General features: G+C 65.8%; 23 protein-coding genes. 21 read left to right on the forward strand and 2 right to left on the reverse strand.

Translation table 11 applies throughout. The features are described 5' to 3' along the window. Positions 1–6: 6 nt before the first annotated feature. From hpt to dhaM, 20 genes are all read left to right on the forward strand, one after another. Positions 7–558, forward strand: coding sequence for a hypoxanthine phosphoribosyltransferase (hpt, locus tag LOC56_RS06085; protein ID WP_229951386.1), 552 nt, complete (start codon positions 7–9; stop codon positions 556–558). Between the two features lie 188 nt (positions 559–746). Beyond that, positions 747–2831: an ATP-dependent zinc metalloprotease FtsH gene (ftsH, locus tag LOC56_RS06090; RefSeq protein WP_229951387.1), complete on the forward strand. Its 2085-nt coding sequence runs from the start codon at positions 747–749 to the stop codon at positions 2829–2831. A gap of 70 nt (positions 2832–2901) precedes the next feature. Beyond that, a complete protein-coding gene (folE, locus tag LOC56_RS06095) occupies positions 2902–3516 on the forward strand; it encodes a GTP cyclohydrolase I FolE (protein ID WP_229951388.1) in 615 nt (204 codons plus the stop codon). Positions 3517–3523: 7 nt separating this feature from the next. Beyond that, entirely contained in the window at positions 3524–4429 is a 906-nt protein-coding gene (gene folP / locus LOC56_RS06100) for a dihydropteroate synthase (RefSeq protein WP_229951389.1), read from the forward strand. Positions 4430–4433: 4 nt separating this feature from the next. Next, positions 4434–4823: a dihydroneopterin aldolase gene (gene folB / locus LOC56_RS06105; RefSeq protein WP_229951390.1), complete on the forward strand. Its 390-nt coding sequence runs from the start codon at positions 4434–4436 to the stop codon at positions 4821–4823. Beyond that, positions 4820–5311, forward strand: coding sequence for a 2-amino-4-hydroxy-6-hydroxymethyldihydropteridine diphosphokinase (folK, locus tag LOC56_RS06110; RefSeq protein ID WP_229951391.1), 492 nt, complete (start codon positions 4820–4822; stop codon positions 5309–5311). The genes folB and folK overlap by 4 nt, the downstream gene beginning before the upstream one ends. A gap of 4 nt (positions 5312–5315) precedes the next feature. Then, positions 5316–5840: a DUF3180 domain-containing protein gene (locus LOC56_RS06115; RefSeq protein WP_229951392.1), complete on the forward strand. Its 525-nt coding sequence runs from the start codon at positions 5316–5318 to the stop codon at positions 5838–5840. Beyond that, positions 5833–6345 (forward strand): PH domain-containing protein, encoded by a 513-nt coding sequence (locus LOC56_RS06120; protein WP_229951393.1) that lies wholly within the window; start codon positions 5833–5835, stop codon positions 6343–6345. The genes LOC56_RS06115 and LOC56_RS06120 overlap by 8 nt, the downstream gene beginning before the upstream one ends. Then, complete coding sequence (locus tag LOC56_RS06125; protein WP_229951394.1) at positions 6342–7910, forward strand: PH domain-containing protein; 1569 nt, start codon at positions 6342–6344, stop codon at positions 7908–7910. Before LOC56_RS06120 ends, LOC56_RS06125 begins: the two co-directional genes overlap by 4 nt. Then, on the forward strand, positions 7897–8817 hold the full coding sequence (locus LOC56_RS06130) for a Rossmann-like and DUF2520 domain-containing protein (protein ID WP_229951395.1): 921 nt from the start codon (positions 7897–7899) through the stop codon (positions 8815–8817). Before LOC56_RS06125 ends, LOC56_RS06130 begins: the two co-directional genes overlap by 14 nt. Before the next feature lie 38 nt (positions 8818–8855). Next, positions 8856–9755 (forward strand): pantoate--beta-alanine ligase, encoded by a 900-nt coding sequence (panC, locus tag LOC56_RS06135; protein ID WP_229951396.1) that lies wholly within the window; start codon positions 8856–8858, stop codon positions 9753–9755. Between the two features lie 137 nt (positions 9756–9892). Beyond that, positions 9893–11347 (forward strand): lysine--tRNA ligase, encoded by a 1455-nt coding sequence (gene lysS / locus LOC56_RS06140; protein WP_229951529.1) that lies wholly within the window; start codon positions 9893–9895, stop codon positions 11345–11347. 2 nt (positions 11348–11349) lie between these two features. Next, on the forward strand, positions 11350–11532 hold the full coding sequence (locus tag LOC56_RS06145; RefSeq protein ID WP_227920624.1) for a hypothetical protein: 183 nt from the start codon (positions 11350–11352) through the stop codon (positions 11530–11532). A 91-nt stretch (positions 11533–11623) separates the two neighbouring features. Continuing rightward, positions 11624–11950, forward strand: a complete 327-nt coding sequence (locus tag LOC56_RS06150; protein ID WP_229951397.1) for a histone-like nucleoid-structuring protein Lsr2 — start codon at positions 11624–11626, stop codon at positions 11948–11950. Positions 11951–12046: 96 nt separating this feature from the next. Next, the gene (locus tag LOC56_RS06155) at positions 12047–14554 is read left to right on the forward strand and encodes an ATP-dependent Clp protease ATP-binding subunit (protein ID WP_229951398.1); all 2508 of its coding nucleotides are present in this window, start codon (positions 12047–12049) and stop codon (positions 14552–14554) included. 147 nt (positions 14555–14701) lie between these two features. Next, complete coding sequence (locus tag LOC56_RS06160) at positions 14702–15217, forward strand: amino-acid N-acetyltransferase (protein WP_229951399.1); 516 nt, start codon at positions 14702–14704, stop codon at positions 15215–15217. Between the two features lie 191 nt (positions 15218–15408). After that, on the forward strand, positions 15409–15585 hold the full coding sequence (locus tag LOC56_RS06165; RefSeq protein ID WP_227920630.1) for a CsbD family protein: 177 nt from the start codon (positions 15409–15411) through the stop codon (positions 15583–15585). A 202-nt stretch (positions 15586–15787) separates the two neighbouring features. After that, positions 15788–16789, forward strand: coding sequence for a dihydroxyacetone kinase subunit DhaK (gene dhaK, locus LOC56_RS06170; RefSeq protein WP_229951400.1), 1002 nt, complete (start codon positions 15788–15790; stop codon positions 16787–16789). Between the two features lie 2 nt (positions 16790–16791). Then, a complete protein-coding gene (gene dhaL / locus LOC56_RS06175; RefSeq protein WP_229951401.1) occupies positions 16792–17433 on the forward strand; it encodes a dihydroxyacetone kinase subunit DhaL in 642 nt (213 codons plus the stop codon). After that, entirely contained in the window at positions 17430–18146 is a 717-nt protein-coding gene (dhaM, locus tag LOC56_RS06180) for a dihydroxyacetone kinase phosphoryl donor subunit DhaM (RefSeq protein WP_229951402.1), read from the forward strand. Before dhaL ends, dhaM begins: the two co-directional genes overlap by 4 nt. Before the next feature lie 12 nt (positions 18147–18158). Here the strand turns inward: dhaM and LOC56_RS06185 are convergent, their stop codons facing one another. After that, positions 18159–19100 (reverse strand): A/G-specific adenine glycosylase, encoded by a 942-nt coding sequence (locus LOC56_RS06185; protein ID WP_229951403.1) that lies wholly within the window; start codon positions 19098–19100, stop codon positions 18159–18161. A gap of 97 nt (positions 19101–19197) precedes the next feature. Between LOC56_RS06185 and LOC56_RS06190 the strand changes: the two genes are divergently transcribed. Next, positions 19198–19860: a hypothetical protein gene (locus LOC56_RS06190; protein ID WP_229951404.1), complete on the forward strand. Its 663-nt coding sequence runs from the start codon at positions 19198–19200 to the stop codon at positions 19858–19860. A gap of 2 nt (positions 19861–19862) precedes the next feature. Here the strand turns inward: LOC56_RS06190 and disA are convergent, their stop codons facing one another. Then, entirely contained in the window at positions 19863–20939 is a 1077-nt protein-coding gene (gene disA / locus LOC56_RS06195) for a DNA integrity scanning diadenylate cyclase DisA (protein ID WP_229951405.1), read from the reverse strand. Positions 20940–20973 lie beyond the last annotated feature (34 nt).

Consider the following 20973-nt stretch of genomic DNA (forward strand, 5'->3'; position numbering starts at 1 on the left):
TCATTCGTGGATTCACACGACGTCCAGTCAGATCTCAAGCACGTTCTCTACACCAAGGAACAGATCCAAACCCGGATCAATGAACTGGCGGCCGAAATTGACCGCGACTACGCAGGCCGCGATGTACTGCTGGTCGGCGTGCTTAAGGGAGCCGTGATGGTGATGGCTGACCTCTCCCGCGCCCTGCACAGCCACGTCACGATGGACTGGATGGCAGTGTCCTCCTACGGCTCCGGCACCCAGTCCTCCGGCGTCGTCCGTATCATCAAGGACCTGGAAACGGACCTGCTGGGCAAGCACGTGCTCATTGTCGAGGACATTATCGACTCCGGCCTGACGCTCTCCTGGCTGCGCACCAACCTGGAATCACGCGGCCCGGCCAGCGTGGAAATCTGCACCCTGCTGCGCAAGCCGGATGCAGCCAAGGTGGAAATCGACGTTAAGTATGTCGGTTATGAAATCCCCAACGAGTTCGTGGTCGGTTTCGGCCTGGACTTTGCAGAGCGGTACCGCAACCTGGACTTCATCGGCACCCTCGCGCCGCACGTTTACGAATAACGGTTCCGGCCCCGTTCCTCCCCGTCCCCGACAAGGGGACCGTCACGGACGCAATGCTCTACGCCCTGAGGGAACTAATCCCCTCCCCGGACCGTGTTCTTCTGGGGGACGGTGTATAGCTAGTAGGTAAATTCCGCGCATACCAGCGTTGTTGACCAGGAGGGACGGGGCATTAGCCCTGACGTCGAATGAAATCCAAGAACTTCTTCAAGGGCCCGCTCATTTGGATTGCGCTGGCAGTGGCCGCTCTTTTGATCCTTGTGCCTAGCCTTAGTACCACCAGAGCAACGCAGGTGGACACCAAGGAAGGCATAGAGCTTCTCGACCAGGACAAAGTCTCGCAGGCGAAGATCTATGACGGCGAGCAGCGGGTCGACCTGACATTGAATGACAGCGGCGTTGACGACAAGGGCGTCACTGACGTCCAGTTCTACTTCAGCACTGCGCGCGGCGAGGAAATAGTCCAGGCGGTTAACAACTCCGGGGCTAACTACACCGACCAGCCGGTGCAGACCAACTGGTTCACCAGCTTCCTCGGCTTGTTCCTGCCGTTCATCATCATCGGCCTGATTTTCTGGTTCCTGATGTCCCGCATGCAGGGCGGCGGCTCGCAGGTCATGAAGTTCGGCAAGTCCAAGGCCAAGCTGACCAACAAGGACATGCCCCAGGTGACCTTCGACGACGTGGCGGGCGCCGACGAAGCCGTCGAGGAACTGCACGAGATCAAGGAATTCCTGCAGGATCCGGGCAAGTTCCAGGCCGTGGGCGCAAAGATCCCCAAGGGCGTGCTGCTCTACGGCCCTCCCGGCACCGGTAAGACCCTGCTGGCCCGCGCCGTCGCCGGCGAGGCCGGTGTTCCGTTCTACTCGATCTCCGGCTCCGACTTCGTTGAAATGTTCGTGGGTGTGGGCGCCTCCCGCGTCCGCGACCTCTTCGAACAGGCCAAGTCCAACGCTCCGGCCATCATTTTCGTGGACGAAATTGACGCCGTCGGGCGCCACCGCGGCGCCGGCGTCGGCGGCGGAAACGACGAACGCGAGCAGACGCTGAACCAGCTGCTGGTGGAAATGGACGGTTTCGACGGCAACACCAACGTCATCCTGATCGCTGCCACCAACCGGCCCGACGTCCTGGACCCGGCACTGCTGCGCCCGGGCCGCTTCGACCGCCAGATCGGTGTCGAAGCCCCCGACATGCAGGGCCGCCTGCACATCCTGCAGGTCCATGCCAAGGGCAAGCCGATGGCTCCCGGCGTGGACCTCGAGACCGTGGCACGGAAGACTCCGGGCTTCACCGGTGCGGACCTGGCCAACGTCCTGAACGAAGCAGCGCTGCTGACCGCCCGCTCCAACGCGGACCTCATTGACGACCGCGCACTGGATGAGGCAATTGACCGCGTGATTGCCGGCCCGCAGAAGCGCAGCCGCGTGATGAAGGAACTTGAACGCAAGATCACTGCCTACCACGAAGGCGGACACGCCCTGGTGGCAGCGGCACTGCGGAACACGGACCCGGTTACCAAGGTGACCATCCTGCCGCGCGGCCGGGCACTCGGTTACACCATGGTCCTGCCGCAGGATGACAAGTACTCGGTGACACGCAACGAGCTCCTGGACCAGCTCGCCTACGCAATGGGTGGCCGCGTCGCGGAGGAAATTGTCTTCCACGACCCCTCCACCGGTGCCTCCAACGACATCGAAAAGGCGACGTCCACGGCCCGCAAGATGGTCACCCAGTACGGCATGAGCGAGCGGATCGGTTCGGTCAAGCTCGGCTCCGGCGGCGGCGAGCCGTTCCTGGGCCGGGACATGAGCCAGGAACGCAACTACTCCGACCAGGTGGCCTACGTGGTCGACGAGGAGGTCCGGCGCCTGCTGGACAACGCGCATGACGAGGCGTACCAGATCCTCACCGAGAACCGCGACGTCCTCGACCGGCTCGCGCTGGAGCTGCTGGAGCGGGAGACGCTGAACCAGGCGGAGATCGCCGAGGTCTTCTCCGATGTGCGCAAGCGCGACGTCCGGGAGGTCTGGCTGTCCAAGCCCACCCGCCCGGTCCACAGCATGCCGCCGGTGGTCTCCCAGAAGGAACGGCGCCAGGCCAAGGAAATCGGCGCCCCGGATCCGTCCTCGGTTGCTCCCCAGGACCAGATTGCCGACGCCGATCTGCCGCAGGACTTCGATGTGTCCAGCAACGGCCTGCCCCAGGGCAGCGGAAACGGCAGTCATCCCGGCCGGAGCGGAAGCACCGGCAGCACGTCCCCCGAGGCGTAGGTCCCGGGCGGCCCTGCAGGGCCGCCCGGCATCGCCGGGGAACGAAGTGCCGGCGCGATAGGATCGACCAGTGACCGATTTCGATGATGACCTACTGACCGCCGAAGCGGCAGCGGATTCCCCGGTGGATCAGCCAAGGATTGAACGGGCGGTCCGGGAGATCCTCCTCGCGATCGGGGAGGACCCGGACCGTGACGGTCTACGGGAAACCCCGAGCCGGGTGGCCAAGTCCTACACCGAGATTTTCGCCGGACTGCACCAGAGCCCCTCGGACCTGCTCGCCACCACGTTTGACCTGGACCATGAGGAAATGGTCCTGGTCAAGGACATTCCCTTTTATTCCACCTGCGAGCACCACCTGGTGCCGTTCCACGGCACCGCGCACATCGGCTACATCCCCTCCCACGAGGGCAAGGTCACCGGACTGTCCAAGCTCGCCCGGCTGGTTGACATCTACGCCCGCAGGCCCCAGGTCCAGGAGCGGTTGACCACCCAGATCGTGGACGCACTTATGACCAATCTTTCCCCACGCGGTGCCATAGTGGTTATTGAATGCGAGCACCTGTGCATGTCGATGCGCGGGGTGCGCAAGCCAGGCGCCAAGACCGTGACCTCGGCGGTGCGCGGCCAGCTGCGCGAGACCGCGACCCGCGCAGAAGCAATGAGCCTGATACTAGGACGATAGGACCACCATGGATTCACTCGCTGCCGCACCCGGCACTGGACCGGCAACCTCCCCGTTGCCCGTCGTACGGCCCGCCCGTAAGGCGCGCAGGCTCTCCGACCTTCCCGCCGACCGCACCCTGGTCATGGGCGTCCTGAACGTCACGCCCGATTCCTTCAGTGACGGCGGGCAGTTCGCCGATACTGACGCAGCAATCCGCGCGGGGCTGAAGATGCACTATGAAGGCGCAGACATCATCGACGTCGGCGGCGAATCCACCCGGCCTGACTCCGTCCGCATCTCCCCGGAGGAGGAGCAGGCACGGGTTTTGCCTGTGGTCGAGGCCATGGTCCGTGCAGGGGCCCTCGTCAGCATCGACACCATGAATGCCGCCACGGCAGAAAAGGCGATTGAAGCCGGCGCCGCGATCATCAATGATGTGTCCGGCACCGAAACCGATCCCCAGATGCCCGGGCTTGTAGCGCGAACGGGAGTCTCCTACATCCTGATGCACAGCCGCGGCAACGTCCGCAGCAATGACCCCAACGCCAGCTACGCCGACGTCGTCGAAGAGGTGGCAGCGGAAATGCTGAAGGTCCGTGACCGGTTCTACGCCGCCGGTGCCGCCCCCGAACAGATCATCCTCGACCCCGGGCTGGGCTTCTCCAAGGACGGCGAACATAACTGGGAGCTGCTGCGCGGAATCGACCGCCTCAACGCCTTGGGCCACCGCGTGCTTATCGGTGCATCCCGCAAGCGTTTCCTCGGCTCACTGCTCACCAGCTACGGGAAGGCGGCCCAGCCGCTGGAACGCGACAACGCCACGGTCGCGGTGTCCGCACTGGCGGCGTCCGCCGGTGCCTGGGCAGTGCGCGTGCACAACGTCCCGGCCAGCCTTGATGCCGTAAAAGTCGCCGCGGCCTGGAAAGGGTAGCCGGATGCTGAGCTCCGGAGTTTCCGGAACGCGGGACCGGATCACCCTAAGCGGCATCACCGCCACCGGTTTCCACGGTGTCTTCCCCCACGAGCGGCGGGACGGGCAGCCTTTCGTTGTGGATCTGGTCCTGTTCACCGATCTGGGGCCGGCAGCGGCCACGGATGACCTGACGCTGACGGCGCATTACGGCGAGGTTGCCGAACTCGTGGTGCAAATCATCACCGGGGAACCGCTGAACCTGATCGAGGCGCTGGCGGGCCGGATTGCGGACGCCGTCCTTAATTCCTTCTCCGTCCTTGCCGCAGTTGAGGTCACGGTGCATAAGCCGAAGGCACCGATCACGGTGCAGTTCGGCGATGTTGCGGTCACCATCCACCGGGAGCGCGCATGAGTGCCGTCCATTCCATCCTTGCCCTTGGAAGCAACCTCGGCGAGAGCCGGGACACGCTCTCCTCAGCAGTAGCGGAGCTTGCCGACCATCCGCAGGTACGGCTGAGCGCCGTTTCCCCCGTGGTCCGCACACGTCCGGTCGGCGGCCCTGAACAGCCTGACTATCTCAACCTCGTGGTGGCGGTCGAAACCGAACTCGAACCGCACGCCCTGCTGGCGCACTGCCAGGCCGTCGAAGCACGCCACCACCGCGAACGCATTGTCCGGTGGGGCCCGAGGACCCTCGACGTCGACATCATCACGTACGGGGACCTGCACCTGAATGATGAGGACCTCATCATTCCGCACCCCCGCGCAGCGACGAGGGCCTTCGTCCTGCAGCCCTGGGCCTGGATGGAACCCGACGCCCGGCTGGATTCGGTGCCCGTGGCCGAGCTGGCCGCCCGTGCCGAGGACCTGCCCGGACTCGAAGTCTTCGAAGGAGAATGAGCTCGTGAGCAGCATCCAATACCGGTGGCTGGCCGTCGTCGGCCTCGTTGCCGGCGTTGTGGGCTGGGCGGCGAACTTCTTCCTGTCGGAAAACGGCTATCCCGCGCCCGTGCTGGGCCCGGTGGCGCTGGTGGCCATCATCCTGGTGGCCGGTGCCACCCTCTTCCTCGGACTGCGGGTGCGCAGTTGGCGCAACGGCCGGCGGGACCGGGAGCTGGATCCCCTTGCGGCCGCCCGCACGGTTGTCCTGGCGCAGGCACTCGCCTACGCCGGTGCCCTGCTGCTTGGCTGGCATGCCGCAATCTTCCTCACCCAGCTGCCCCTGTGGTCGCTGCGGCCGGGCCACGCGGGCACCTGGTCCTCCCTCGCCGTCAGCGTAGGCGGGATCCTGATGATTGCCACGGGGCTTACCGTAGAGCGGTTCTGTAAACTGCCCCCTGATGACAAGGATGGCACCGGGCCCGGCTCCGGACCCGGCACGGGGAACGGCACGGGGGATGGTTCTGGGGAAGGCGGAGAGTATGCCTAGCGAGGCTATTGACCCCTCAGCGGTGCAGTGGCAACGCGTCTCGCCGAAGTACCTGCGGCTGAGGCTGCTGAGCTGGGGCATTGAAACCGTGATCACGCTGGTGGTGACCGGCCTTCCCCTGGTGCTGCGCCTCACCGGAATCTGGCCCGGGTACCCCGCGTGGCTGGCATGGGGGCTGCCCATCTTCTTTGCCGTAACCCTGCTGTGGCGCGGACTCCTGCTTCCCCGCCAGGTTCGTGCGATCGGTTACGCCGAACGCAACGAGGACCTGCTGCTTCGCCGGGGCATCTTCTTCCAGCGCACCCTGGTGGTTCCCTACGGCCGGATGCAGTACGTGGACGTAGCAGTCGGACCCCTGGAACGGGCCTTCGGGCTGTGCACACTGAAACTCCACACCGCCGCCCCGGGCACCAACGCCGGCATTGCCGGGCTGCCGACCGACGAGGGTGCCCGCCTGCGGGAGCACTTGTCCGCCCGCGGCGAAGCGCAGCTGGCCGGGCTGTGACCGCCGGCGCCTCCCGCGTTCCGGGCGAGGACCCCGGAACCGCCGGCACCGATCCGGCAACCAGGACTGAACCCGAGTGGAAAAGGGTGCACCCGGTCTCCCCGCTGGTCCGCGGCTGGATCGCATTGGCCGCCCTCGCCTATTTCGTGGGCAGGGACCAGGTGGAGTCGTGGTTCTCCGGCGGCGGCATGGACCTGCCCGCAGGCAGAGCGCTGTTCTGGACAGTCCTGGCGCTGGGGATTGCCCTGGTGGTTATTGCCGGCGCCTTCTTCCTGTCCTGGTGGTTTACCCGCTACCAGCTCACCCATGATCACATCCGCGTACGTTCGGGCATAGTGGTGCGCCGCCAACGCCAGGCCCGGCTGGACCGGGTGCAGGCCATCGACATCGTCCAGCCCTTGCTCGCACGGATTTTCGGGCTGGCCGAACTGCGTTTTGAGGTAGCCGACGCCGGTGAGTCCGCAGTACGACTGGCGTTCCTCCGCCTGCCGGAAGCACAAAAGCTTCGGGAGCGGATCCTGAAGGACGCCTCCGGCGCCGACGACGAAAAACAGTCCGACGGCGGCAGCGGCGCCGGCGAGGCAACGGTGCCGGGCGAACAGCAGGTGCTGGCACTGTCGGCCGGACGCGTGATTGCCTCCGTACTGCTGTCCGGGACCACCGTCTTCCTGATACTGGCCGTCGCGGCAGTAATTGTCCTGACGGCCGTTACGGGCGAGGCCGCATCCATCGCCGCCATGGTGCCCATCATTTTCGGTTTCGGCAGCGCGTACTGGAGCCTGTTCAGTTCCGGGTTCAACTTCCGCGCCTCCGTGTCACGGGAGGGCATCCGGATCCGCTCCGGACTGCTGGACACCCGCGCGCAGACCGTACCGCCGGGACGGATCCAGGCCCTGGCCGTTCGGCAGCCGCCGCTTTGGCGGATCACGGGGTGGTATTCGATTTCCGTAAACGTTGCCGGGTATGGAGCGGGTTCCGACGGCGAATCATCGGCGCGCACCCGGCTGCTGCCCGCGGGTACCTCGGAGGAGGTCCTGCGGATGCTGGCCCTGGTTGTCCCCGATCCCGGAACCGAGGATCCGGTGGGGGTGTTCACCGCAGGCATGAACGGGACCGGCCCGGCAGCGGGCTTCACCGTTTCGCCGCGGCGTGCCCGCTGGCTGTCCCCGCTTTCCCGGCGGCGGAACGGCTACCTGGTCACGGAGACCGCCCTCCTGTCCCGGCGCGGATTCCTGTGGCGGTCACTTCAAGTGGTTCCACACAGCAGGACCCAGTCGCTCGCCCTGGAACAGGGTCCGGTGGCCCGCCGCCTGCGCCTGGCGGACCTGGTCCTGCACTCCACACCCGGACCGATTTCCCCACGAGTGGTGGAAATCGATGCGGACACCGCCCGGCAACTGCTCCACGAACAGGCACAGCGTGCCCGGACCGCCCGCCGCCGGGACCTCCCGGAACAGTGGCTGCGCGGCACCGGCCCTTCCCTGGCCAAGTCCGCACCCACCGCCACGACCCCGGTTATGCCACCACCCGTCTCCAAGGAGGAGCCTCCCCATGAACACCGCTGATTCAGCCAGCGTCGAAGAACGACGGCGCCGTGGCCGCCTGGGGGTCGGCGTCATCGGTGCAGGCCGGGTCGGTGCCGTCCTCGGTGCTGCCCTGCGCGCGGCCGAGCACGCCGTCGTCGGCGTTTCCGCGGTGTCCGACGCCAGCCGCGAACGGGCGGAAAACCTGCTTCCCGGAGTGCCGATCCTTGAGATCCCGGACATCGTGGAACGCTCGGAACTGGTCCTGCTCGCCGTTCCGGACGACGCCCTGGGTCCGCTTGTCGCCGGGCTGGCGAAAACCGGCGCCTGGCAGGCGGGACAGCTGGTAGCCCACACCTCGGGGCGGTTCGGCACGGAAATCCTTGCCCCTGCCCGGGCGGCGGGCGCCATTCCCCTCGCACTGCACCCGGCCATGACCTTCACCGGGATGAGCCTGGACCTGACCCGGCTGGCGGACTGCTCCTTCGGCATCAGCGCCCCCGCTGCCGTCCTGCCGATTGCCCAGGCACTCGTGGTGGAGATGGGTGCTGAACCGGTGGTCATCGATGAAGCGGACCGGGTGCTCTACCACGCGGCCCTCGCGCACGCCTCCAACCACCTGGTCACCCTCGCCTCCCAGTCCACGCAGCTGCTGGCCGGCCTCGGCGTCGAACATCCGGACCGGCTCCTGGGGCCGCTCATGCGCGCGTCGCTGGAAAACGCGCTGGCCTCCGGGGAGGGGGCCCTCACCGGCCCGGTGGCCCGGGGTGACGTCGGCACCGTGTCCGCACATACCCGTGCCCTTGCCGAGGCAGGCACGGAGGACCTTCGCGCCGCCTACGCCGCGCTGTCCGCCGCAACCGCCTCCCGGGCCGTTGACCGCGGGCTGCTCACCCCCCAGCAGGGCGAAGCCATCCTGGCCGCCCTTCGGGACCCGCAGGATCCCTGAACACCCGAACGAACGAACCCCCCCATCGAAGGACAGTTTTGAACACCCCCCGCCTCGTCACCACCGCCGCCGAACTGCGCTCCGCCACTGAGGAGCTGCTCGAAAAAGCGGCCGCAGCCAACCCCTCCCGCCTTCCCTCCCTCGCGCTGGTTCCCACCATGGGTGCCCTGCACGAAGGGCACGCCTCCCTGATGGGCGCTGCGCGGGCGGACAACGACGTCGTCACCGCCTCGGTGTTCGTCAATCCCCTCCAGTTCGACGACCCGGCCGACCTCCAGCGGTACCCCCGCACCCTCGGCGCGGACCTGGAGCTCCTGGGCCGCGCCGGGGTGGACCTCGTCTTCGCGCCGTCAGAGGACGAAATGTACCCCGGCGGAGCGCCGCTGGTCCGTGTGAGCGCCGGCACCATGGGCACCCGCTGGGAGGGTGCCGTCCGGCCGGGACACTTCGACGGCGTGCTGACCGTGGTTGCCAAGCTCTTCCACCTGGCTGCTCCGCGGGTACCGGCGCGCTTCCGGGCGTACTTCGGGCAGAAGGACGCCCAGCAGGTGGCCCTGATCCGGCGGATGGTCTCGGACCTCAACTTCGACGTGGAGGTCACCGGTGTGCCGATTGTCCGGGCGGCGGACGGACTCGCCGAATCAAGCCGGAACCGCTTCCTCGACGCCGGCCAGCGGCAGGCGGCACTGGTGCTGTCCCGGGCGTTGAACCTGCTGAAGGAACGCGCGGCGGCGGGCCGGCCCCTCGACCTGCCCGACGCCGTCGAACTCGTCTCGTCGCAGCCCGGAGTGGAACTGGACTACTTCGAGGTGGTGGATCCGCAGACCCTTGAACCGCTCGCTGGAACTGCCGGCGAACCACTGGCCGGAACCGCGCTGGCGCTGCTGGCTGCACGGGTAGGCCCGGTCCGCCTGATCGACAACACCCTGCTGCCGTAGCAAAGTACCTGTGCTCCGTGCCTACCCGGGGGTGGGTGCACGGAGCACAGGAACCGGGAGCGGCGCTTTGCTCTGTAAACTTAATAACCGTGACCACATCTAACCCCGTTCCCGAAGCCGCAGACACCTCCGAACAGATGCGCATCCGTGCCGAGAAGCGTGCGCGGCTCATCGACCGGGGGGATGAGGCCTACCCGGTAGGGGTGGAACGCACCGCCTCCCTCAAGGAAGTACGCGAAAAGTTCGGCCACCTCGAGGCCGACGAAGCCAGCGGCGAGACCGTGGGCGTTACCGGCCGCGTGGTGTTTATCCGCAACACCGGAAAGCTCTGCTTCGCCACCCTGCAGGAAGGCAACGGAACCCGGCTGCAGGCCATGCTCAGCCTCGCCGTTGTCGGCGAGGAATCCCTGGCGGACTGGAAGTCGCTGGTGGACCTGGGCGACATCGTCTTTATCCGCGGTGAGGTTATCTCCTCCCGCCGCGGGGAACTCTCAGTGATGGCACAGTCCTGGTCGATGGCCTCCAAGGCACTGCGTCCGCTGCCGGTGCTGCACGCCGGACTGAGCGAGGAAACCCGCGTCCGCCAGCGCTACGTGGACCTGATGGTCCGCGACGAAGCGCGGGACATGGTCTACAAGCGCGCGGCAGTCATCCGCGGAGTCCGCGACACCCTGCACGGACACGGCTATGTGGAGGTGGAAACCCCCATGCTGCAGCTGGTGCACGGCGGTGCCGCTGCCCGGCCGTTCGAAACGCACCTGAACGCCTTCGACCAGAAGATGACCCTCCGCATCGCCACGGAGCTGTACCTCAAGCGTGCAGTGGTGGGCGGGATTGAGCGGGTGTTCGAAATCGGGCGCATTTTCCGCAACGAGGGTGTGGACTCCACGCATTCCCCTGAATTCACCACGCTGGAATGCTACGAGGCCTACGCGGACCAGTTTGTGATGGCCGAGCGGATGAAGGAAATCATCCTGCACTGCGCAGACCTCATGGGCAGCCGGAAGATTGAAACCGCTGCCGGCACCATTGACCTGGACGGCGAGTGGCGCTGGCTGAGCGTGTACCCCGGCCTGTCCGAAGCGGTGGGCATGCAGATCACCCCGGACACCGACGCCGCCGTGCTCCGCGATGTTGCGGAAAAGCACGGCGTGAAGGTGGATCCGAAGTGGGACGCGGAAAAGCTGGTTATTGAACTATTCGGCGAAATTGTTGAGCCGACGCTGCTGCAGCCGACCTTCGTGTACGACTACCCGCCCTCGGCGCAGCCGCTCGCCCGTCCGAACCGCGAAGATCCCCGCCTGATCGAGGCCTGGGACCTCATCATCGGCGGCATGGAACGCGGTACGGCTTTCTCGGAACTGATTGACCCGGTTATCCAGCGTGAACGCCTCACCGAGCAGTCCCTGCTGGCTGCCGGCGGCGATGACGAGGCCATGGCCCTCGACGAGGACTTCCTGCGGGCCTTGGAATATGGTGCCCCTCCCATGGGCGGCATCGGGCTGGGAATTGACCGCCTTGTGATGCTTTTCACGAATACAGGAATCAGGGAAACAATTCTGTTTCCCCTCCTTAAGCCGGAAATGGGTTAGCCATGGAATATGTAGAAGTCCTCCTGCCGTCGATTTGTGTTGCAGCTCTCTTTTATTTCGTGATGCGGGCCCTGCTTAACTCGGACCGGTCGGAGCGGCAGGCCCTTGCCGAGGCAGAACGGGAAGCTGACCAGAGTGTAGACCATGAAGCTTTGAAAAAACCGAGTGAAGAAGAGAATAAATAGCCAAGTACTTTGACGGGGCTTTACCAATTGCGTCATACTCTAAGTGGTCTCATAATTAGTCTTCCCATTTTTAGCTGCTTAGGAGCCTGTCATGGCGCAAAAGGTAAAAATCATTCTCGTGGATGACGTCGACGGCGGAAGTGCGGATGAGACCGTACGGTTTGCCTTGGACGGGTCACAGTACGAGATTGATCTGTCGAAAGACAATGCGAAAACTCTCCGCGATGCATTGAAGCCCTACGTGGATGCCGGCCGCAAGGTCGGAGGCCGCACCGGACGTCCGCGCGGCACCGGCGCGACCCGCAGCAATGAAGCAGCGCAGATCCGCGAATGGGCCCGCAAGAACGGCTACACCGTTTCAGAGCGCGGCCGCGTAAACAGCGAGATCATCGACGCCTACCGGGCCGCGCAGAGCTAGGCCTACCGCCCGCCTCTCACGCCCATGGCGAACAAGCTCCTTAAGCACCCCTGGGGCACGTAGCATCGAATTACGCGTTAGCTAGGAGTGTGCCTCATGTTTGAAAGATTTACCGACCGTGCCCGTCGCGTTGTCGTGCTTGCCCAAGAAGAGGCCCGCATGCTCAACCACAACTACATCGGCACCGAGCATATTTTGCTTGGGCTCATTCATGAGGGTGAAGGTGTCGCTGCTAAGGCCCTTGAATCCCTGGGCATCTCGCTTGGTGCTGTCCGCGAGCAGGTGCAGGAGATCATCGGTCAGGGCCAGCAGGCCCCGACCGGCCACATCCCCTTCACCCCCCGCGCCAAGAAGGTGCTGGAGCTTTCGCTTCGTGAAGCCCTGCAGCTCGGCCATAACTACATCGGCACCGAACACATCCTGCTCGGTCTGATCCGTGAAGGTGAAGGCGTAGCCGCGCAGGTGCTGGTCAAGCTTGGTGCTGACCTGAACCGTGTCCGCCAGCAGGTCATCCAGCTGCTTTCCGGCTACCAGGGCAAAGAGCCCGTCTCCACCGGTGGCCAGCAGCAGGAAGGCCAGCCCGCCGGATCGGTGGTGCTGGACCAGTTCGGCCGCAACCTCACACAGGCCGCGCGTGAATCCAAGCTCGACCCGGTAATCGGGCGCGAGCATGAAATGGAACGCGTGATGCAGGTGCTTTCACGCAGGACCAAGAACAACCCTGTCCTGATCGGCGAGCCCGGCGTCGGCAAGACCGCCGTCGTAGAGGGTCTGGCCCAGGCGATCGTGCGCGGAGACGTGCCGGAGACCCTGAAGGACAAGCAGCTTTACACCTTGGACCTCGGTTCGCTGGTTGCCGGTTCACGCTACCGCGGCGACTTTGAGGAACGCCTGAAGAAGGTCCTCAAGGAAATCCGCACCCGCGGCGACATCATCCTGTTCATCGACGAGATCCACACCCTTGTGGGTGCGGGTGCCGCCGAAGGCGCCATTGATGCCGCATCGATCCTGAAGCCGATGCTGGCCCGGGGCGAGCTGCAGACCATTGGTGCCACCACTCTGGACGAGTACCGCAAGCACATCGAGAAGGATGCCGCGCTGGAGCGCCGCTTCCAGCCGATCCAGGTTGCCGAGCCCTCGGTGGCACACGCCATCGAGATCCTCAAGGGCCTGCGTGACCGCTACGAGGCACACCACCGCGTTTCCATCACCGATGCCGCGCTGGCCTCCGCAGCTACGCTGGCCGAGCGGTACATCAGTGACCGGTTCCTGCCGGACAAGGCAATCGACCTGATTGACGAGGCAGGCGCCCGTTTGCGGATCCGCCGGATGACGGCCCCGCCGGAGCTGAAGGAAATCGACGAGCGGATCTCGGCGCTGAAGATGGAGAAGGAGTCCGCAATCGACTCCCAGGACTTCGAAGGTGCCGCCTCCCTGCGTGACAAGGAGCAGAAGCTCCAGGATCAGCGCGCGGAGAAGGAACGCCAGTGGAAGTCCGGCGGCCTGGATGACATTGCCGAGGTGGATGAGGAACTCATCGCCGAGGTGCTTGCCAACTCCACCGGCATCCCCGTGGTCAAGCTGAACGAGGAAGAATCCACCCGCCTGCTGCGGATGGAAGACGAACTGCACAAGCGCGTCATCGGCCAGGACCAGGCCATCAAGTCCATCTCGCAGGCCATGCGCCGTACGCGGGCCGGACTGAAGGACCCCAAGCGTCCGGGCGGTTCGTTCATCTTCGCCGGCCCCACCGGCGTCGGTAAGACCGAGCTCGCCAAGGCCCTTGCGGAGTTCCTGTTCGGTGACGAGGACGCCCTCATCACCCTGGACATGTCCGAGTACGCCGAGAAGCACACGGTTTCGCGCCTGTTTGGTGCTCCTCCCGGATACGTGGGCTACGAAGAGGGCGGGCAGCTGACCGAAAAGGTCCGCCGCCGTCCGTTCTCCGTGGTGCTGTTCGACGAAGTGGAGAAGGCCCACTCGGACCTCTTCAACTCGCTGCTGCAGATCCTGGAAGACGGCCGCCTGACCGACGCCCAGGGCCGCATGGTGGACTTCAAGAACACCATCATCATCATGACGACCAACCTTGGTACCAAGGACATCTCCAAGGGCGTTATGACGGGCTTCCAGTCCGGCACGGACACCAAGACCGGTTACGACCGGATGCGGGCACGGGTCACGGAGGAGCTGCGCCAGCACTTCCGCCCCGAATTCCTCAACCGTGTTGATGACACCGTGGTCTTCCCGCAGCTGACTCAGGAAGAGATTGTCCAGATTGTGGACCTGTTCCTGAACCGCCTGAGCCAGCGCCTGGCCGAGAAGGGCATGACCATCGAGCTCACCCCGGCCGCCAAGGTGCTGCTGGCAACGCGCGGCTACGATCCCGCGATGGGGGCCCGGCCGCTGCGCCGGACCATCCAGCGCGAAATCGAGGACCAGCTCTCCGAGAAGATCCTCTTCGGGGAACTCAAGCCCGGCGAGGCCATCGCGGTGGACGTCGAGGGCGAAGGCGACGAAGCGAAGTTCACTTTCGTCGGCAGCGGTGTTCCGAAGGCGATTGAGGAAGCTACCTCGGCAATCGAAGCCGGCGTCAGCGAGTAACAGCCGCTCAGTACAACCATGCACGGGTAAAGGACCCGGCGGGCAGAGCGCCCGCCGGGTCCTTTCGCGTCCGAAGGCCGGCCGTCCGGCGTCGAACGGAGAAACGAAGGTTGGGTGCGGCCGCCCCGACAGTCCTAGACTGGGCCGGTGACTTCCGTACCCACCATCACCATCCGCCGTGCACGCACTTCCGATGTTCCCGGCATCCGCGCCCTCGTTGCGCCGCTGGCCGAGGAACGGATCCTCGTTGCCAAGGAGGCGGTGGCCTACTACGAGGCGCTGCAGGAATTCCGGGTTGCGGAGGACGCTGACGGGCGGATTGTGGGCTGCGGTGCACTCCACGTGATGTGGGAAGACCTTGCCGAAGTCCGCACCCTGGCCGCTGATCCCGCCCTGCGCGGCAGCGGAATCGGCCATCTCCTGCTGGAACAGCTGCTCGCCGATGCGGTGGAAATCGGTGTGCGGCGGGTTTTCTGCCTGACCTTCGAAGTGGAGTTTTTCCGCCGGCACGGATTCGCCGTCATGGCCAACCAGTCCGCTGTGGATCCGGAGGTCTATTCCGAGCTGCTGCGTTCCTCCGACGAGGGCGTTGCCGAGTTCCTGGACCTCGCCCGGGTAAAGCCGAACACCCTGGGAAACACCCGGATGATCCGCTCGTTCTAACCCGGCGGCCGACCGGGGCGCGTTCGCAGAGAGAGTAACCGGCAGGGCCGTGCTGGCCTTTTGTCTTCGAAGCTGGATAAGCTCAGGATACTTAGCATCATCAACGGTCCCGTGGAGCGCAGCAGTAAGAAGTTGCCTAACAGCAGCAGTTCCGTGTTTACACGGGCCACGATCAGAAAGCGGGTTCAGCAATGGGCGCAGATGACAAGATGCAGAATAAGGCCGAAAATCTTGGCGGCAAGGTCAAGGAAGGCGTAGGCAAGGCCACCGGCAATGAGCGCATGGAGGCCGAAGGCCACGGCGACCAGGCCAAGTCGAGCCTGAAGGACGCCGGCGAGAACGTCAAGGACGCTTTCAAGGGCAAGTAAGGCTTTATCGAGGAGCGGGAGGGGTTAGCCCCCTCCCGCTTTTTTATGCCCGGGCGGCTTTGGAACTCTAAGGCGCTGCCGGTGCAGCTGGCACGCCGACACCCTGTTGCACTGCTTCCGGCCCGGGTAGGGTCGGTGGGGGAAAGGGAGCCTTGGCGTGCTCGCGGGGCTCGGCAGTCCGACCGCTAAGGAGCCCGGCGTCATGAAGAAACTCATCAACAATCCCCGCTCGGTGGTGGCGGAATCACTCGAAGGCTTCGGGTTGGCCCACCACGACCTGGTCCAGATCCATTTGGACCCGGACTATGTCCTCCGGCGCGACGTTCCGGTACAGGGCAAGGTAGGCCTGGTCTCCGGCGGCGGCAGCGGCCACGAGCCCCTGCACAGCGGCTATGTGGGGCAGGGCATGCTCACGGCCGCCGTTCCCGGAGCCGTGTTCACTTCGCCCACCCCGGACCAGATCCTCCCGGCCATCGTGAAGAGCGACTCGGGCTCCGGCGTCCTGCTCGTGGTGAAGAACTACACCGGCGACATCCTTAACTTCGAGACGGCTGCCGAGCTTGCCGGCGTCGAAGGCATCGACATCCGCACAGTCGTAGTGAACGACGACGTCGCGGTGGAGGACTCGACCTACACCGCAGGAAGGCGCGGGGTGGCCGGGACCGTGCTGCTGGAGCGGATTGCCGGCGGCGCCGCGGACCGCGGGGATGACCTTGCCAAGGTGGCGGAAATCGCCGAACGCGTAATCGCGAACGTACGGTCCATGGGCGTTGCACTGGCACCATGTACGGTGCCTCATGCCGGCGAACCGAGCTTCACCCTGGCGGAAGACGAGATTGAAATGGGTGTGGGGATCCACGGCGAGCCCGGCCGGCACCGGGTGCCAATGACAACGGCGGATTCCATTACGGACCAGTTGATGGAACCGGTGCTCAGCGATCTCGGGGTTGCCTCCGGAGACCGGGTGCTGCTCTTCGTGAACGGCATGGGCGGCACTCCGCTGAGCGAGTTGTACATCGTGTACCGCCGGGCGGCCCAAATCCTGGCGGACCGAGGTGCCCGGGTGGAGCGTTCCCTGGTGGGCAACTACATCACCGCCCTGGAAATGGAGGGGGCGTCCGTGACCGTCCTGCGGCTGGACGATGAACTTACGGACCTCTGGGACTCGCCGGTAAACACCCCGGCCATGCGGTGGGGAGTATAGGCATGGAACTGGATGCAGCCTGGGCAGATCGGTGGATGCGGCTAAGCGCCGCTGCCCTGAGCGGGAACCGCCAGCGGCTGACCACCCTGGACCGGGAGATCGGCGACGCCGACCACGGAGAGAACATGGAACGCGGATTCAGCGCGGTGGTGGAGAAACTGGACGCCGACGGCGTGCCGGAGACCCCCGGAGCGGTATTCAAAACGGTCGCCATGACCCTCATGTCGAAGGTGGGCGGCGCCGCCGGACCGCTGTACGGGACGGCATTCCTGCGTGCCTCCACCGCGGCGGGCAGTGCGTCCGCCCTCGGACCGGCCGAGCTGGTCGCCGTGCTGACGGCCGCCCGGGACGGAATAGTTGCCCGCGGCAAGGCCGAACCCGGCGACAAGACCATGATCGATGCCTGGACTCCCGCGGTGGACGCCGCCGTCACGGCGGAGTCGGCGGGTTCAGGTCCGGTGGAGATCCTGACGGCGACCGCGAACGCAGCCGACGCCGGACTGGCCGGCACTGAACCGCTTGTCGCCCGCAAGGGCCGGGCCAGCTACCTGGGGGAGCGCAGCGCGGGGCACCTCGATCCCGGGGCCGCGTCCACGGCACTGATCCTGCAGGCGGCGGTTTCGGCGGCGGAGACGGCGGCGTGAGCGTCGGCCTGGTGGTTGTTTCGCACAGCCGGAAGCTGGCCGAGGGGGTCTGCGAGCTGGCGGCTCAGATGGCCGCGGACGTTCGGATAGTTCCGGCAGGGGGCACCGACGACGACGGCATCGGCACCAGCCTGGAAAAAATCATGGCCGGTATTGCCGCCACGGACTCCGGCGAGGGCACGGTCCTGCTGACGGACCTTGGCTCCGCAGTGATGACGGCGGAATCGGCGCTGGAGTTCCTCGAACCGGAGCAGCAGCAGCGGGTGCTCATGGCCGATGCGCCGTTGGTCGAGGGCACGGTGGCCGCAGCCGTAGCGGCACAGACCGGAAGGAACGTTGCCGAGGTTTCGGCCGCCGCGGAGTCGGCGGGGGCGTCCTACACTCCGGATAGCGCAGCACCCGGCGAAGCCACCGGAGGCCCGCCTGCCGCCGGGGAGCCGGCGCCCGATACGGCGGACACCGTCAGCGGCGCGTGGACGCTGATAAACCCGATGGGCCTGCACGCCCGTCCGGCCTCAGTCGTGGCGCAGTCACTGGCGGACCTGGACGCAGAGATCACCATCAACGGCGTGGATGGCAAATCGGTCATGATGCTTATGACGCTGGGCCTGCGGCCCGGCGAAACGCTAAGTGTCACCGCCACCGGACCCGACGCGGCGACGGCGGTGGAACTCGTGGCCGAGCAGGTGCGGAACGGGTTCGGAGAAATCTGAGCCTGCCGCCCGTCAAAGCGGCAGCGACACTCCGTTGGCGTCTTCTGCCGCCAGCCGGTCCGCGATCAGGCCCGCCAAAGCGCGCTCCATTTGTTCCTGCGGCGCCTGCAGCCGGTGCAGGGTGCCCAGCGGATCCAGTTCGGCCGCCAGCCTCGGGCCGGCCAGATCCACCGGCGCATGGAGCAGCAACTCCCGGCGGACCGGGCCTTCCGCGGAGCGCAGCACCGCCATCATGGCCCCGCGGACCTGGCGGTCCGTTCCGGCCCAGGCCTGGCCTTTCGCCGTGTAATGGGGTTCCGGCCTGCCCGCTGCCACCCAGGCGCAGCGGTCCAATATCGGACACTCCTGGCATCGAGGGCTGCGGGCGGTGCAGACCAGTGCGCCGAGTTCCATGACAGAGGCATTCCAGGCCACGGAGTCGCCGGCGTCGAGGGGCAGCAGGGAAGCGGCCAGCCGCATCTCGGCAGCGGTAAGGGATGGTGAGGGCAAGGCGTTCCCGGTTACGGCCCGGGCATGCACCCGGCGGATATTGGTGTCCACCACTGTTTCGTGCCGCCCGAAGGCAAATGCAGCCACTGCGGCGGCGGTGTAGTCGCCCACTCCCGGCAACCGCAGCAGTTCCGGATAAGTGGACGGCACCTCGCCGCCGAACTCCTCGACAATGGCCTTCGCTGCCGCGTGCAGCCGCAGTGCCCGCCGGGGATAGCCCAGCCTGCCCCAGGCCCGGACGGCTTCCCCGCTGGGCTCCGAAGCCAACCCGGCCGGCGTCGGCCATCGCTGCAGCCATTCGGTCCAGACGGGCAGTACCCGTACCACCGGCGTCTGCTGGAGCATGATTTCGCTGACCAGAACACCCCAGGGCGTGCGCGCGGCGTCCCGCCAGGGCAGCTCGCGGGCATTACCGGCGAACCACCCGGTAATCCGGCGGTGCAGGTCTTCCACCTGTGAATCCATGCTGCACTCCCTTGCATATGACCAGCAATACTCTACTAACCGGCGTGGTGCGCCCCGTAATCGGAGTCCTGATCTCTAGCCTTGAACCATGGATGGGATGGGAAGACAGCAGCCGGCCGGACCACGCCCCGGTCCGCGCCGTCCGAGCCCCGCCGTCTACCGCCGGAGGCGGCTGGTTGCAGGCGTCCTCGCGGTGCTGCTCCTGGTGGGACTCGGGTTCGGGGTTGCGGCCGTGATTGGCCCTTTGACACCGGAAAAACAGACCGTAGCCGACGCCACCGTCCCGTCTCCGGTCCTTACTGCCCCGGCTGCCACGCCTGCGGCCGAGACGAAAACGCCGAAGGCTCCGAAACCCGCGGCGACCCCGTCGGAATCCGCCTGCCCCGCAGAGTCCGTCTTGGTTACTGCCGCCACCGATGCCCAGGTCTACCCGGCCGGTGCGGCGCCGGTCCTGGCGCTGACCGTCACGAACACCGGGAAATCCGCCTGCGAGATCAACGTGGGGACTTCGCAGATGGAGTTTTCGGTAGCCAGCGGCTCCGACCGGATCTTCTCCTCCACCGACTGCCAGGACGGCGGTGAGGACTACCTCAAGACGGTGGAGCCGGGCGCCTCGGAGACGGCCAACTTCACCTGGGAGCGGAACCGGTCAGCCCCGGGCTGCGCCGCCGTGGCTTCCAACCCGAACCCGGGCTACTACGTGTTCACTGCCAGGCTTGGCGAAGTCACCAGCGAAACGGCTGTTTTCGAACTGGAATAGGCCTACATAAACCGGTCGAGGAGGCTGGTCTCCGCGATTCGGGAGAGGCCTTCCCGGACGGTCCGGGCGCGCTGCTCGCCGATGCCGTCGACGGTCATCAGGTCATCGATGTTCGCAGCCATCAGGTTCTGCAGGCCGCCGAAGTGGTCCACCAACCGGTTGGATACCGCTGGCGGAACCGACTTGATATTGCTCAGGAGCCGGTAGCCGCGCGGCTGCACCACGGCTTCGAGCGAATCCTGGCCCGGCTGGAAACCGACCACCGAGGCAATCTTGCCCAGATCCACCATTTCGGACGAGCTCATGTTCTGAAGCGTGGCGATCTGTTCCTCGATGTTGCGCTTTCCGTCATTCAGGTCCGCATAGTCGCGCAGGATCATTTCGCTGCCCGGGCCGAGGCCGGTGGTCAGTTCTTCCAACTGGAGGGACAGCAGGCGGCCGTCGACCCCGAGTTCGAGGACGTACTGCGAGATTTCCTCGGAAATGCGGCGGACCATTTCCTGGCGCTGCAGCGTGACCGCTACGTCGCGGACCGTCACCATCGCCTCGATCTCCAATGCGGAGAGGGAATTGGTGACCTGGTCCAGCCGGGCGCGGTAACGCTCCAGGGTTGCCAGGGCCTGGTTGGCACGTGCCAGCACCGGCTCGGATCCTTCCAGGACGTGGCGGAGTCCGCCTACGTAGAGCTGGATGATCCGCATGGACTGGCTGACCGAAATCACGGGGAAGCCGGTCTGGATGGCCACGCGTTCGGCGGTCCTGTGCCGGGTGCCGGATTCATGCGTTTCGATGGTGTGGTCGGGGACCAGCTGCACGGCCGCGCGCAGGATGTTCCTGGCGTCGCGGTCACAGACGATCGCGCCGTCCATCTTGGCCAGCTCCCGCAGCCTGGTGGGGGAGAAGTCGATGCCGATATCGAACCCGCCGGAGCAGATGCTGTCCACCGCACGGTCAAAGCCGAGAACGATCAGGGCGCCGGTGCGGCCCCGCAGAATACGCTCGAGTCCGTCGCGGAGCTCGGTCCCGGGTGCCACCCGCGCCAGGGTTGCCTTAAGCGCGTCTTCGGGACTGCGGGCCATGGTCACTTCCTTCCGGCCCGGGGGCCTACGATCC

The organism is Arthrobacter sp. zg-Y179 (assembly GCF_020907345.1).
GTDB lineage: Bacteria > Actinomycetota > Actinomycetes > Actinomycetales > Micrococcaceae > Arthrobacter_B > Arthrobacter_B jinronghuae.

Bases quoted from the DNA above. Each gene is read 5' to 3' on its own strand.
- ftsH (WP_229951387.1), top strand. From the start codon at position 747: ATGAAATCCAAGAACTTCTTCAAGGGCCCGCTCATTTGGATTGCGCTG.
- folP (WP_229951389.1), top strand. From the start codon at position 3,524: ATGGATTCACTCGCTGCCGCACCCGGCACTGGACCGGCAACCTCCCCG.
- folB (WP_229951390.1), top strand. From the start codon at position 4,434: ATGCTGAGCTCCGGAGTTTCCGGAACGCGGGACCGGATCACCCTAAGC.
- folK (WP_229951391.1), top strand. From the start codon at position 4,820: ATGAGTGCCGTCCATTCCATCCTTGCCCTTGGAAGCAACCTCGGCGAG.
- LOC56_RS06120 (WP_229951393.1), top strand. From the start codon at position 5,833: ATGCCTAGCGAGGCTATTGACCCCTCAGCGGTGCAGTGGCAACGCGTC.
- LOC56_RS06130 (WP_229951395.1), top strand. From the start codon at position 7,897: ATGAACACCGCTGATTCAGCCAGCGTCGAAGAACGACGGCGCCGTGGC.
- lysS (WP_229951529.1), top strand. From the start codon at position 9,893: ATGCGCATCCGTGCCGAGAAGCGTGCGCGGCTCATCGACCGGGGGGAT.
- LOC56_RS06145 (WP_227920624.1), top strand. From the start codon at position 11,350: ATGGAATATGTAGAAGTCCTCCTGCCGTCGATTTGTGTTGCAGCTCTC.
- LOC56_RS06150 (WP_229951397.1), top strand. From the start codon at position 11,624: ATGGCGCAAAAGGTAAAAATCATTCTCGTGGATGACGTCGACGGCGGA.
- LOC56_RS06155 (WP_229951398.1), top strand. From the start codon at position 12,047: ATGTTTGAAAGATTTACCGACCGTGCCCGTCGCGTTGTCGTGCTTGCC.
- LOC56_RS06165 (WP_227920630.1), top strand. From the start codon at position 15,409: ATGGGCGCAGATGACAAGATGCAGAATAAGGCCGAAAATCTTGGCGGC.
- dhaK (WP_229951400.1), top strand. From the start codon at position 15,788: ATGAAGAAACTCATCAACAATCCCCGCTCGGTGGTGGCGGAATCACTC.
- dhaL (WP_229951401.1), top strand. From the start codon at position 16,792: ATGGAACTGGATGCAGCCTGGGCAGATCGGTGGATGCGGCTAAGCGCC.
- LOC56_RS06185 (WP_229951403.1), bottom strand. From the start codon at position 19,100: ATGGATTCACAGGTGGAAGACCTGCACCGCCGGATTACCGGGTGGTTC.
- LOC56_RS06190 (WP_229951404.1), top strand. From the start codon at position 19,198: ATGGGAAGACAGCAGCCGGCCGGACCACGCCCCGGTCCGCGCCGTCCG.
- disA (WP_229951405.1), bottom strand. From the start codon at position 20,939: ATGGCCCGCAGTCCCGAAGACGCGCTTAAGGCAACCCTGGCGCGGGTG.